The following is a 13,909-nucleotide window of genomic DNA, read 5'->3' on the forward strand; positions in this document are numbered from 1 at the left end:
CGCCGTCATCGTGTCATCTGCCACGTCTTGTTTATTCATTCTCAAGTAATAAAGGAGCCCATCCGACTGCACCACCGCTGTCATAACGCAGATCTACGTAATCAACACGTTTATCTGTTTGTTGTTGCAGTATCGGATACAACTCAATAAAGCGAGCGATCCGTTTTTCGTTATCCTTACGTCCTAGCTCCAATCGAACATCATTGTCTAAAACTAATTGCCATCCTTGACGGGCTGACATTGACGCCGCTTTTAAATTCAGGTTACTTGCAAGAAGCTGATCTCTCATTGCCACATAACCTGATAACACCATTTTTTCACTTCCTTGAGGGCCGTATAACAAAGGATAGCTTCCTTTGTTTTCCAACTGAGTTGGCAGACTGAAAACGCGCCCTTCTTTATCAAGAAAGTAAGTATCATTCCAACGGGTAAAGGGAACATATTCTACCAGATGGATTTTAAGTTCATCAGGCCACTGTTTACGAACAGTGACTAGCCTAATCCATGGCATACGTTCAATCTGTTGCTGAATGATATTCACATCCTGTGTCATAAATGTGCCCGGCTGTCCTAAAGACAAAATGGCCTGGCGCACATCATCATTCGTTGTGTAATGCCTTTCACCGGTTAATACAAGTTTTGAAATTGGCAGGCGATCTGCGTCTTTCATCCAATTAACCACTTGTATCCCACCCCAAACGATGGTGGCAATCACACATAAGAAAAAGATTAATCCTGATAAATAAGTACCATTACTCGGTCTGTCAGAATGTTGCTTCTCTTTGTGTTCTTTTATATTTAGCGCTGCTTGTGACATATTAACCCACTAACTCCTGAGCAACGTTTAAACAAGAGAATCGCCCATCCTTTTGTCCGATATTCCAGCGATTAATGTTTTTCCTACATATATATACTTTATGAACACTTTTAGGTTTGATAATTAAATCACTAAATTGTTCAATCTGTTGAGAATTATTTACTTTAAAAGAAGAAATTGCGAATTTTTCTTCGTTTTTCTTACTTTTTAACTGAAATTTCTTCTCAACACCGATTTGAGCAAGCGAATTCTCGATCATTTTTTTCGCTAATATCGTGTTAATTTTCTCATAACACGCCATCATTACAGTGACTTTATTGACTGTTTCACGATAAATGATGTTCACTTGCTCAAACATCCGCCTTAATCCTCGCTGAAAGATGGCTGTAATTTTGTATCGGCTAAGCGACGCGCTATTTTACCAATATTTCCAGCACCTTGAACTAAAACAAGATCATTATCTGTTAATACACCCGCTAATATTGACGAAATATTAGACACATCAGAAACCCATATAGGATCGAGCTTCCCACGTTGGCGAATAGTTCGACAAAGTGAGCGACTATCGGCACCAGCAATTGGCGCTTCTCCAGCAGAATAAACATCTGTTAATAATAAAATATCAACCTGATTGAGAACTGTGGCAAAGTCTTCATATAAATCACGAGTACGTGTATAGCGATGAGGTTGGAAAATCATCACTAGACGTTTATCTGGCCATCCTGCTCTCGCTGCTTTAATCGTTGCATCAACTTCTGTTGGATGATGACCATAATCATCCACCAGCATCACTTCACCTTCTTGACCATTAACATGCTCAAGCCCGTAGTTACCTAAGAAGTCGAAACGACGTCCAGTACCTTGGAAGCTAAGTAATGCGGCTAAAATATGTTCGTCAGCAATACCTTCTTCTGTCGCTACTGCAACTGCGGCTGTCGCATTCAAAGCGTTATGGCGACCAGGTGCATTTAATACAACTTGTAAATCAGGCATACCTTCACGAGAAATCGTGAAAAAGCCCTGAGCACCTTTTTGTTCATAATGCGTAATACGAACATCCGCATCTTCACTAAAGCCATAAGTCGTAATATAGCGACCCACTTTAGGAATAATTGAACGAATAACATCGTCATCCAAACACATCACTGCACGGCCATAGAATGGTAGATTGTGCAAAAAGGTAATAAACGTCTCTTTTAGATTGTCAAAATTACCGTGATATGTGTCCATATGGTCTGCTTCGATATTGGTAACGACCGCAACCATGGGTTGTAAATGTAAAAATGATGCATCGCTTTCATCAGCTTCAGCAATTAAATAACGACTGCAACCTAAGCGAGCATGTGTGCCAGCCGATTTAACAAGCCCACCATTAACAAAAGTAGGATCTAAACCTGCTTGCGCATAAATATTTGAAATCATTGCCGTTGTTGTAGTTTTGCCATGTGTTCCGGCAATCGCTACACCATGACGATAACGCATTAATTCAGCCAACATTTCAGCACGACGAATAACAGGAATACGTGCTTCTCTTGCTGCAATAATCTCAGGGTTTTCAGCACTGATTGCTGTCGAAACCACAACAACACTTGCGCCACGAATATTTTCAGGGCGATGATTGAAATAGACTGTCGCGCCTAAGGCAACGAGCTGTTGTGTGACTACGTTTGGCGCTAAATCAGAACCGCTGATTTCATAGCCTTCGTTAGCCAACACTTCGGCAATTCCCCCCATACCAGCACCACCGATGCCGATAAAGTGAATATGCTTAACTTTTCTCATTTCAGGCACAAACGATCTTAATTTTGCCAGTTGTTGTGTATTCACTATTTACTTCTTCACTCTAAGTTAATGGTTACAAGTTACGTTTATTTTTTTGCCACTTCGATTATTACATTTGCTACGCGCTCTGTGGCATCCGTAATCGCAACACTTTTTGCTTTTTCTGCCATCGCTAATAAGGTTTCTCTATCCCAATTTTTCAGGGTTTGTGCAATGACTTCTGGAGTTAAATCATTCTGTTCGATAATTCGAGCGGCACCCGCTTTTTCTAGCGGCAGTGCATTCCAATATTGCTGTCTATCTTTGTGCTGGAAAGGAACAAAAATAGCGGGTAATCCCGCTGCGGCAATTTCGCTAACCGTTAATGCGCCTGAACGACATACAACAACATCAGCCCATTGGTAAGCTTGCGCTATATCATCAATAAATTCAGTAACTTTATATTCAGATTTAACTGAATTTTTTGCTAATTCGTTCTGATAGCGTGTTTTTGTATCACTTTCGCCACCTTTTCCTGCTTGATGCCAGATTGTAACATGTTCACCGAGTAAACCTGCAACTATGGGTAAGGTGTGATTTAAAATTCTAGCGCCTTGGCTACCACCAATAATCAATACACGAACAGGCCCTGTTCTCTTATTTAATCGTACTGAAGGTGCTTCAAGTGCCAACACATCTTCACGAACAGGGTTTCCAACCACTGGTGCATTAGGAAATGCTCCCGGAAAAGCCTGTAATACGCGTTTCGCAATTTTCGATAGCCAGCGATTAGTTAATCCAGCGATACCATTTTGTTCATGTAAAATAACAGGTATCCCACACATCCAAGCCGCAACACCACCGGGACCTGAAACGTACCCACCCATACCAAGCACAGCATCGGGTTGATAGCGCTTCATGATGGCACGTGCTTGAAAAATAGCTTTAATAATACGAATAGGTGCTGCGATTAACGCTTTAATACCTTTACCACGTAAACCTGAGATACGAATAAATTCAATTTCTATACCGTGTTTAGGGACTAAATCGGCTTCCATTCTATCCGCGGTTCCTAACCATCGGATTTCCCAACCTTGAGATTGTAGATAATGAGCAACAGCCAGTCCCGGGAATACATGCCCCCCAGTACCACCAGCCATAACCATTAAACGGCGTCTACGTTCGCTCATTTCGGGCTCCTTACAAACGCCTGAGCTCGTGCTAGACGTGTTTCATAATCAATTCGTAATAACATCACGATGGCGGTTGACATAATAATTAAACTCGAACCACCGTAACTAATAAGAGGAAGGGTTAATCCCTTTGTTGGCAACATGCCTGCTGCTGCACCTACATTGACCAATGATTGGAATGTAAACCAGATCCCAATAGAACAAGCTAAAAAGCCTGAAAAACGTTGTTCGAGGAGCAGCGCACGTCGTCCAATTTGCATCGCGCGAAAAGCGATGAAGAATACCATTAAAAGCACTAAAACCACACCGATATAACCAAGTTCTTCAGCAAGAATAGAGAAAATAAAGTCGGTATGCGCCTCAGGCAAATACTCTAGTTTTTGCACTGAGTTTCCTAAACCTTGTCCAAGTAAATCACCACGACCAAATGCCATTAAAGATTGTGTAAGCTGATAACCACTACCAAATGGATCTTCCCAAGGTTCTAAGAAAGAAGTAATACGTCGAACACGGTAAGGTTCAACAATAATCAACATAACAACAGCAGCAATACCTGAGCCGATAATAGCTAAGAACTGCCAAATTTTAGCACCGGCTAAAAATAACAGCGCTAATGTTGTTACGAATAAAACCACAACGGTTCCTAAATCTGGTTGTAATAACAATAAAACAGCCAGTACTAACATCACCCCCATCGGCTTACAGAAACCCCAAAAGTTATTTCTAACTTCTTCAACTTTTCGGACTAAATAGCTCGATAAATAGCAAAACAGTGCAAGTTTTGATAATTCAGCTGGCTGGAAATTTAATGGCCCCACAGCAATCCAACGTGAAGCACCATTAACTGAACTCCCGACCCCCAATACCATCAATAAAAGTAGTATTGAACCAAACAACATTAAGCTGCTATAACGTTGCCAAATTGCCATTGGGATACGCATGGTAACTAACGCAATAAAAAATGCGACAACGATATAGATGCCATCACGTTTAGCAAATAAGAAAGGATCTTCTGCGAGACGTTGACCAACAGGCATTGAAGCCGATGTCACCATAACAAAGCCGACAACCGCTAATCCGAAAGTAAACCAGAGCAAGGTGCGATCATACGGCACAAATGCTGTATTCTCAGTTTGATAACTGCCCACTAGCCACTGTTTTAATCTTCGCATTGCGAATATGCTCATCAGCCAAGCTCCCTTGCTAAACGTGCAAATTCATCACCACGTTGCTCAAAACATTTAAACTGATCTAAGCTTGCACATGCAGGAGAGAGCAACACCATATCACCTGATTTCACAGTAGGCGCTAAGGCTCGCATGGCTTCTTCCATTGTCACTGTTAATAAAGAGACATCAGGTCGTAGATTTGCCAATGCTTGTCCATCTTGTCCAAAACAGTACAGACGTATATTGTCACCACTGATATAAGGCAATAAAGAAGTGAAGTCAGCCGACTTCCCATCACCACCTAATAAAAGATGTAATGTACCTTCAACTTCAAGTCCTCGTAATGCCGCTTCTGTACTTCCTACATTGGTGGCTTTCGAGTCATTTATCCAACGTACATTTTGGTGTGAATAAACTAATTGAAAACGGTGAGCAAGACCGTGATATGTTTTCAGTACCTCGATTGTCGCTTTACGAGAAATACCCACGGCATCAGCAAGTGCTAATGCCGCTAATGCATTGGTATAATTATGCTGTCCTGAAAGATACATCTCAGCCGTTGAAAGGACTTTTTCACCTTTCACTTTTAAAATGCGATTTATATTATCAAGCTGATAATCACCTTGCCCAACACCAAAACTAACACAACGATTATCTTTACCCGCTAAAGGTAACGTTAATGCATCATCTTCGTTATAAACACAGGCTTTTGCGTTATCGTAGATACGCAATTTTGCTTCACGATATTGCTCTAATCCTAACGGATAGCGATTCATATGATCTTCGCTAATATTTAATACCGTTGCAGCTGCTGCTTTTAAGCTATAAGTCGTTTCTAGTTGAAAACTCGATAACTCTAATACATATAAATCATGAGGCTCGGTTAATAAGGTCAGAGCTGGGACACCGATATTGCCACCGACTCCAACGCGAATACCATCCGCACTCGCCATTTCTCCTACCAGTGTTGTCACTGTGCTTTTACCATTAGAGCCAGTAATCGCTACAATAGGTGCTTTGGCTTCACGGCAAAACAATTCGATATCACCAACAATTTCAACGCCATGATTTGCTGCTTCAACAAGCGCAGGTGTCGAAAGTGCAATCCCCGGACTTGAGATAATTAAATCGGCATCATTAAGCCATGCTTGATGAAAACTACCTGTATGATATTCAACGTCAGCAGGAAGCTTATCTAAGCCTCCTGGTTTTTGGCGTGTATCAATAACCTTAGGTGTAACACCTTGGCGGATAAAAAAGTCAACGCAAGAAAGGCCTGTTATTCCAAGCCCAACAACAACCACTTTTTTTCCCTGATAATTTGCCATCTTAACGTACCTTTAATGTCGCCAGACCAATAAGCACTAACATCAGTGAGATGATCCAGAAACGGACAATAACACGAGGTTCAGGCCAGCCTTTTAATTCATAATGGTGATGAATTGGGGCCATACGGAAAATACGTTGACCGCGCAACTTAAATGAGCCAACTTGTAAAATTACGGAAAGTGTTTCAACAACAAACACCCCACCCATAATGACTAATAGGAATTCTTGACGTAATAACACCGCAATCGTTCCTAATGCGCCACCTAATGCAAGAGAGCCTACATCCCCCATAAAAACTTGAGCTGGGTAAGTATTAAACCAAAGGAAACCTAAACCCGCACCGACGATAGCAGTACAGACAATCACCAATTCACCCGCATGCATCAAGTAAGGAATTTTTAAATAGCTTGCAAAATTAACATTACCAGTCGCCCATGCAACTAATGCAAAACCCGCGGCAACAAAAACTGTTGGCATAATAGCTAAACCATCTAAACCATCGGTTAAGTTAACTGCATTACTGGTCCCAACAATGACGAAATAAGCCAGTAAGATATAAAGCATCCCCAATTGAGGCATGACATCTTTAAAGAATGGCACGACCAGCTGTGTTGCTGGCGTATCTTTGCCAATGGCATACATACTAAATGCAACAACAAGCGCTAATACGGATTGCCAGAAATATTTCCAACGTGCGATTAAGCCTTTGGTATCTTTACGAACAACTTTGCGATAATCATCAACAAAGCCAATCACACCATAGCCAATTAAAACCAGTAATACACACCAAACATAAGGGTTATCTAACCTTGCCCATAATAGTGTAGAGATGGAAATAGAGAACAGGATCATAATCCCGCCCATTGTTGGTGTACCACGTTTGCTAAAATGCGACTCAGGGCCTTCACTACGAACCACTTGTCCAATTTGCATTTTTTGTAACCATGCGATGAGATGAGGCCCCATCCACAACGCAATAATTAATGCCGTCAATAAACCAACAATTGCCCTGAATGTCAGATAAGAAAACACATTAAAAAATGTATGGTATTTAACCAAATATTCAGCTAGCCAAACTAACATTCAAAGCACTCCTTTAATGCGTTCACGATATCTTCCATCGCGGAGCTTCGTGAACCTTTTACTAAAACTGAAACAACATCATGCTGCTGTAATAATGGAATTAATTGAGCAAGTAAGTCGGCTTTAAATGCAAAATGCTGACCACCTTGATTTTCATCACTAATGAAATGGCTGTGCTCCCCAACAGTAAGGACGCTATCAATCCCTGCATTGTGAGCAAAACGCCCCACATCACGGTGACATTTCTCTGAGTCTTTACCTAGCTCAGCCATATCTCCCGCAACAAAAATCTTATATCCTGGCAATTGAGATAAAACTTGTAAGCCAGCAATCATCGAGCCATCATTCGCATTATAAGTATCATCTAACACCATTTTCCCTGTGGTTAACTCCACAGGGTACAATCTTCCTGGTACTGCTTTTAATGTCGATAAACCAAGGCGAATATCTTCAAGTGTTGCCCCAGCAGATAACGCAAGTGCGCTTGCAGCCAAAGCATTCGCGATATTATGACGCCCCGGTAACGGAAGCGTGACTTCAACACAACCTTCCGGTGTGTGTAAGGTGAAGTTTGTGATAAATTGCTTAACTACGATCTCGGTAGGATAAAAATCTGCGTTGCGTTGTGCAGATAAAGAGAACGACCATTTTGTTTGGCGCGCATTTAAATGATGTTCCCACAGAGGTAAGTCATTACTATCAAGATTAATAATGGCTGTGCCTTGCTCTTTTAAATGCGTAAAGATTTCACCTTTTGCCTGAGCAATTCCTTCCAGTGAGCCGAAACCTTCGATATGTGCAGAAAATAGGTTATTTACCAACGCACTATCTGGTTTCACCATATTTACGGTATAGGCAATTTCACCAATATGGTTTGCACCTAATTCAATAACCGCAAAACGGTGTTCAGGTGTTAAACGAAAAAGTGTTAAAGGCACACCAATATCATTATTTAAATTGCCATGGGTATATAAGGTTTCGCCGCAATGACGCAAAATAGATGCGGTCATCTCTTTAACAGACGTTTTTCCGGAAGATCCCGTCAGCGCAACAATCTTGGCGTGGCTAAGCGAACGAATATGTGCAGCAATCTCCCCCATTGCTAGATGTGTATCTTTTACAATGAGTTGCGGACAATCAACATCAATTTCACGATTAACTAAAACCGCAACAGATCCCTTTTCTTTTACATCAGCAATAAAGTCATGAGCATCAAAACGCTCACCAGCTAATGCAATAAACAAACAATCTTCATCAATTTTACGGCTATCAGTTGAAATCGATTTGATAATAAGTTGGTCTGCTTGGTTTTGAGCGATATTGCTCAATTTACCTTTGGTAATTTGTACAATATTTCCTAAAGATAGAGGGATCACGCTATCACCCCCAATAACCGAGCAACGGTTAATCTATCTGAATAATCAAGGCGACGTGAGCCAACCAACTGATAATCTTCATGTCCTTTACCTGCAACTAAAATCATATCATTGGTATCCGCTTGCATAATCACGTTAGTGACCGCTTCTGCTCGGCCTTCAATAGCTATCGCACGACCAGGGTCCATTAAACCCGAAAGAATATCTTGAATAATGGCTTGTGGCTCTTCACTACGTGGATTGTCATCAGTGATAACAACTTTGTCAGCCAGCTCTTCTGCAACAGCCCCCATTAGTGGGCGCTTACCTTTGTCTCTATCTCCACCACAACCAAATACACACCACAATTTGCCTGTACAGTGTAAACGAGCAGCTTGAAGTGCTTTCTCTAAAGCATCTGGAGTATGGGCATAATCGACAATAACTGTAGGGCGATTATTCGCGCTAAATACTTCCATGCGACCGCAAACAGGTGTCAATGAAGATGAAGCATTTATCACCGCATTTAATGGGTATCCTAATGCCAATAATGTCGCTAAAGCACATAAAAGATTACTGACATTAAAAGCGCCCATAAGTGGGCTTTCAATTATCCCTTCACCCCAACTAGAACTAAAGTGGATCGTTGCGCCCGCATCATGATAATTAATACGGGTTGTTTTAACAAAACGACCTTGCCAGTTTTGTGGCAAGGTGTTCTCCATTGTCACAGCAACAGCGTCAGGTAAACGAGATAACCATTTTTGACCAACGGCATCATCCGCATTAATAATTTTTTCACCACTATGATGAGTGGAAAAGAGTAACCATTTTGCTTCTTCGTAATTAGCCATATCACCATGATAATCAAGATGATCACGGCTTAAATTCGTAAATACACTCGCCACAAAAGGCAACGCACTGACACGACCTTGAACTAAACCATGAGAAGAAACTTCCATCGCTGTCAATGTCGCGCCTTGATTTAATAATTGCTGTAACTCTAATTGAATATCAACTGCAGAGCCTGTGGTGTTCATCGCAGGAACAACATGATCTAAAAGCCCGTTACCAACGGTTCCCATCACAGCACTTATTTCACCTAAACCTTGCGCCCACTGTGCTAACAATTGTGTTGTTGTCGTTTTTCCGTTAGTCCCAGTAACACCTATCAGCTTCAGCTTTTCCGCGGGTTGATGATAAAAATGTCCCGCTAACTTTGATAACTTGGCATTAAGATTATCAATATAAATAATTGGAATACCGTGGCTTTCACGGATTTCACCATGCGTTGCAACATCTTGTGCTTCCGCTAATACTGCTGAAACACCTTGAGCAATTGCTTGAGGAATATAGCGTCTACCATCAGTTTCATGACCTTTAATGGCGATAAAAAGATCACCACTCGCCGCTTTTCGGCTATCGAGTGTCATGTCTTTGAGCATCAATGATGGTGCTTGTATCCCGAGTGCCCCTAATAGGTCACTTAAGTTAGGATCGGCCACTTGTATCCTCTTCTTTTTTAATTACAAATTCATTTTTATCGTCTGGCGTCAATGCATCAGGTTCTACGTTCATTGTGCGTAAAACTGCGCCCATGATTGAGCCAAACACCGGTGCGGATACTGCGCCCCCATAATACTTACCAGCTTTAGGTTCATTGATTATCACAACCAACGCAAAGCGAGGGCGACTTGCAGGCGCAACACCCGCTGCATAAGAGATATATTGATTGATATATTTTCCGTCTGGCCCTACCTTTTTCGCTGTACCTGTTTTAATCGCGATGCGATACCCTTTAATAGCCGCACTTACACCGCCCCCACCAGGCAATGCAACACTTTCCATCATATGCACGACTGTTTTCATTACTGGCTCAGGAAATACGCGCGTTCCAGGTACAGGAGGGTCAACTTTAGTAATAGAGAGTGGACGGTAAATACCAAAACTACCAATCGTTGCATAGACACGCGCTAATTGTAACGGTGTTACCATTAGCCCATATCCGAATGAGAAGGTGGCCCTTTCAAGATCGGACCACCGTTGTTTTTTTATTGGAAATATGCCACTACTTTCACCAACTAGCCCCAAGTTAGTTGGTTTGCCTAATCCAAACCGTGAATAAACATCCACAAGTTCAGATGCAGGCATCGCTAACGCTAGTCGTGAAACACCAACGTTACTCGATTTTTGTAATATTCCTGTTATCGTTAGCTCATTATATCGCCCTACATCTTTGATTTGATGTCCGCTAATACGATAAGGAACAGTATTAATAACACTATTTTCTTGAATGATATGATTATGAAGTGCACTCATCACAACCATCGGTTTTACAGTGGAACCAGGTTCAAAAATATCGGTAATAGCACGATTACGCATCGCATCTTTAGGTGTACCCGTTAGATTATTTGGGTTATACGACGGACTGTTAGCCATCGCCAGCACTTCACCGGTATTTACATCAACTAAGACAGCGGTTCCTGATTCAGCTTTATTCTTAATAACCGCATTAGTTAATTCACGATAAACGACAGATTGCAAACGTTCATCAATACTTAACATCAGATTATGAGCTGCTTGGCTGTCTGTTTGAGCGATATTTTCAATAACACGATTAAAACCATCTTTACGAACAACACGCTCACCAGGGGCACCTGTCAGCCACTGGTTAAAACTTTTTTCAACCCCTTCAATACCATCACCATCAATATTTGTTACACCGATGATGTGAGCGGTTACTTCACCTGATGGATAATAGCGTTTTGACTCTTGGCGCATATTAATCCCAGTGATTTTTAGCTTACTAATATAATCACTAATTTCAGGATTAACTTGTCGAGCTAAATAGATAAAACGAGCAGAAGGTGTTGCGACAATTTTTTGCTCGATTTGATTCACCGGCATTTTCAATGCATCAGCAAGTGCTAACCAACGAGAGTCAGTCATATCAGGATTAGCATCTAATACAACTTTAGGATCTGCCCAAATAGCGAAAACAGGTACGCTAACGGCAAGAGGTCTGCCCATTCTATCGCTGATCATACCTCTTGCTGTTGGGACTTTTTGCACACGTAGAGAACGCATATCCCCTTCACGAATAAGGGGATCTGGATTAATAATCTGTAAATAGGCAACACGGATTAATAGCGCGACTAAAGCGATACCAATACCACCGCAAAGCAACGCAAAACGCCAACTCACAAATCCTGTTTTTTCTTCAGGCTTGCGTAGTTTGGCATTTGACTTTGTTTTTGCTTTCGCTTTTGCCGAACGTGAAAATTTCATACTTGCCTTATTATTTAGTCACCACGATGTTCTCTTTTGTTGGGTCAACATGGATCATCCCCAAGCTATCACTGGAAAAACGTTCAACTCGGCTATGATCTGCCAGCGCATTTTCTTCAAGAATGAGATTGCGCCATTCGATCTCCAATACGTTTTTCTCCAGCACTAAACGCTCTTTCTCTGCTGTCAATAAACGTGTTTTATGTGCTGTTGTTACAACATAAATCGCAGAAATAATCACAGCGATCAGTAAAAATACAGGTAATTTGCCATGACGCAGTAAATCCTGCCCTATAACTCTCGGTAGTGAATGTCGTTCGGTAGACATTTATTCCTCAATACGTTGTGCTACACGTAATACAGAGCTTCGTGCCCGTGGATTTTCTTCAACTTCTACGCCTGTCGGTTTCATCTTGTGAATACTTGATAAGCGAGCACTTCCTAACTCTTTTATCTGCGCTTCTGTGAGAGGAATACCCGCAGGGACAACAGGCCCCTTGCTCTCATCTCGAATAAAACGCTTCACCAATCTGTCTTCTAACGAATGAAAACTAATTACTGACAAACGTCCTTCAGGTGCTAAAACAGAAACCGCACCTTTTAATGCTTTTTCAATTTCATCTAATTCACTATTAATATAGATGCGAATTGCCTGAAAACTTCGTGTTGCTGGGTGTTTATGTCGCTCTTTTACCGGGCTTGCATCACTAATTAAATCAGCCAATTGCTTGGTTCTAGTCAAAGGCTCTTCTGTTTTATTACGTGCAACAATGGCACGAGCGATACGCTTAGCAAAACGCTCTTCACCAAACGTTTTTAATACCCATGTAATGTCGTCTTCTTCTGCTGTCATTAGCCATTGCGCAGCAGATTGTCCTGAAGTGGGATCCATACGCATATCAAGTGGCCCATCTCGCATAAAAGAAAAACCACGTTCAGGATCATCAAGCTGAGGTGAAGAAACGCCTAAATCCAGCAAAACACCATCAATCTTCCCAACTAAACCTAACTCATTGACATACTGTTCAATATTTGAAAAAGGCCCATGAACAATAGAGAATCGTGCATCACCAATTTCATTCGCAACTGCTATAGCTTGAGGATCTCTGTCTATCGCAATCAATCGTCCTTGTTCCCCTAATTGCGATAAAATTAGACGCGAGTGACCTCCACGACCAAATGTTCCATCGATATAGATACCTGAAGGCTTAATATTCAGCCCATTCACTGCTTCATCCAGTAATACACTGGTATGACTAAAATTATTTGTTGTCATTATTTAAAGTGATAAATCCAATAGTCGTGTCGATAACGGTTCCTGTGAGGTTTGCTCGGCTACAATGTCTTTTTCGATCTGTTTGTACCAGATCTGTTCATCCCACAATTCAAATTTATTGAATTGACCGACTAACATGACCTCTTTTGTTAACCCCGCATGCTGTCTTAGCGTGCTAGCTAACAAAAGACGTCCTGCGCTATCCATTTGGCATTCGCTGGCGTGACCTAATAACAAACGTTGAACTCGACGTTCCGCAGGGTTCATGGAGGACAAAGCCGCTAATTTTAACTCAATCTTTTCCCATTCTGGAAGGGTATATAGCAATAAACATGGCTGGTTGAGATCAATGGTACAAACCATTTGACCTTCAGAAATCTCACTCAGCGTTGTTCGATAACGGGAAGGAACTGTTATTCGCCCTTTGCTGTCAAGATTAACGAGAGTTGCTCCACGAAACATCCTCATTACCCCCAGCGTTATAATTTACACCACATTATCCCACAAATCCCCACAAATAGAGTTTACGGATGGTATGAAAACGTTGTCAAGCCGGATATAGGAAGCTTTATTTATATTTACAGTAAATTGATAAGCACACAGAAATGTTCAAATGATCGACAAAAAGAAAAAGGGGA

The 13,909-nt window shown here is 41.4% G+C and carries 13 protein-coding genes; all 13 read right to left on the reverse strand.

Annotated features, from left to right (window positions below):
* Nucleotides 1–31: 31 nt before the first annotated feature.
* The 13 genes from ftsQ to mraZ are packed head-to-tail and all read right to left on the reverse strand — an operon-like array spanning nucleotide 32 to nucleotide 13,733.
* Nucleotides 32–817 (reverse strand): cell division protein FtsQ, encoded by a 786-nt coding sequence (gene ftsQ / locus H1225_RS10530; protein WP_006533749.1) that lies wholly within the window; start codon nucleotides 815–817, stop codon nucleotides 32–34.
* 1 nt (nucleotide 818) lies between these two features.
* Nucleotides 819–1,175, reverse strand: coding sequence for a hypothetical protein (locus H1225_RS10535; RefSeq protein ID WP_006533750.1), 357 nt, complete (start codon nucleotides 1,173–1,175; stop codon nucleotides 819–821).
* Between the two features lie 5 nt (nucleotides 1,176–1,180).
* The gene (gene murC / locus H1225_RS10540) at nucleotides 1,181–2,644 is read right to left on the reverse strand and encodes a UDP-N-acetylmuramate--L-alanine ligase (protein WP_006533751.1); all 1,464 of its coding nucleotides are present in this window, start codon (nucleotides 2,642–2,644) and stop codon (nucleotides 1,181–1,183) included.
* Between the two features lie 41 nt (nucleotides 2,645–2,685).
* Nucleotides 2,686–3,768 carry an undecaprenyldiphospho-muramoylpentapeptide beta-N-acetylglucosaminyltransferase gene (murG, locus tag H1225_RS10545; protein ID WP_072063380.1) on the reverse strand — a complete coding sequence of 361 codons (1,083 nt, stop codon included), beginning with the start codon at nucleotides 3,766–3,768 and terminating at the stop codon, nucleotides 2,686–2,688.
* On the reverse strand, nucleotides 3,765–4,958 hold the full coding sequence (ftsW, locus tag H1225_RS10550) for a cell division protein FtsW (protein WP_072063381.1): 1,194 nt from the start codon (nucleotides 4,956–4,958) through the stop codon (nucleotides 3,765–3,767). Before ftsW ends, murG begins: the two co-directional genes overlap by 4 nt.
* Entirely contained in the window at nucleotides 4,958–6,268 is a 1,311-nt protein-coding gene (murD, locus tag H1225_RS10555) for a UDP-N-acetylmuramoyl-L-alanine--D-glutamate ligase (protein ID WP_006533755.1), read from the reverse strand. Before murD ends, ftsW begins: the two co-directional genes overlap by 1 nt.
* A 1-nt stretch (nucleotide 6,269) precedes the next feature.
* Nucleotides 6,270–7,352 carry a phospho-N-acetylmuramoyl-pentapeptide-transferase gene (gene mraY / locus H1225_RS10560; protein WP_023581493.1) on the reverse strand — a complete coding sequence of 361 codons (1,083 nt, stop codon included), beginning with the start codon at nucleotides 7,350–7,352 and terminating at the stop codon, nucleotides 6,270–6,272.
* Entirely contained in the window at nucleotides 7,346–8,728 is a 1,383-nt protein-coding gene (gene murF / locus H1225_RS10565) for a UDP-N-acetylmuramoyl-tripeptide--D-alanyl-D-alanine ligase (RefSeq protein ID WP_161724764.1), read from the reverse strand. The genes mraY and murF overlap by 7 nt, the downstream gene beginning before the upstream one ends.
* On the reverse strand, nucleotides 8,725–10,212 hold the full coding sequence (gene murE / locus H1225_RS10570; RefSeq protein WP_115065526.1) for a UDP-N-acetylmuramoyl-L-alanyl-D-glutamate--2,6-diaminopimelate ligase: 1,488 nt from the start codon (nucleotides 10,210–10,212) through the stop codon (nucleotides 8,725–8,727). Before murE ends, murF begins: the two co-directional genes overlap by 4 nt.
* Nucleotides 10,199–11,995 (reverse strand): peptidoglycan glycosyltransferase FtsI, encoded by a 1,797-nt coding sequence (ftsI, locus tag H1225_RS10575; protein ID WP_072063385.1) that lies wholly within the window; start codon nucleotides 11,993–11,995, stop codon nucleotides 10,199–10,201. Before ftsI ends, murE begins: the two co-directional genes overlap by 14 nt.
* 10 nt (nucleotides 11,996–12,005) lie before the next feature.
* On the reverse strand, nucleotides 12,006–12,323 hold the full coding sequence (ftsL, locus tag H1225_RS10580) for a cell division protein FtsL (protein ID WP_006533761.1): 318 nt from the start codon (nucleotides 12,321–12,323) through the stop codon (nucleotides 12,006–12,008).
* Nucleotides 12,324–13,271: a 16S rRNA (cytosine(1402)-N(4))-methyltransferase RsmH gene (gene rsmH, locus H1225_RS10585; RefSeq protein ID WP_161671294.1), complete on the reverse strand. Its 948-nt coding sequence runs from the start codon at nucleotides 13,269–13,271 to the stop codon at nucleotides 12,324–12,326.
* A 3-nt stretch (nucleotides 13,272–13,274) separates the two neighbouring features.
* Complete coding sequence (gene mraZ, locus H1225_RS10590) at nucleotides 13,275–13,733, reverse strand: division/cell wall cluster transcriptional repressor MraZ (RefSeq protein WP_109847798.1); 459 nt, start codon at nucleotides 13,731–13,733, stop codon at nucleotides 13,275–13,277.
* Nucleotides 13,734–13,909: the final 176 nt, after the last annotated feature.

This window comes from Proteus penneri (assembly GCF_022369495.1).
Taxonomy (GTDB): Bacteria; Pseudomonadota; Gammaproteobacteria; order Enterobacterales; family Enterobacteriaceae; genus Proteus; species Proteus penneri.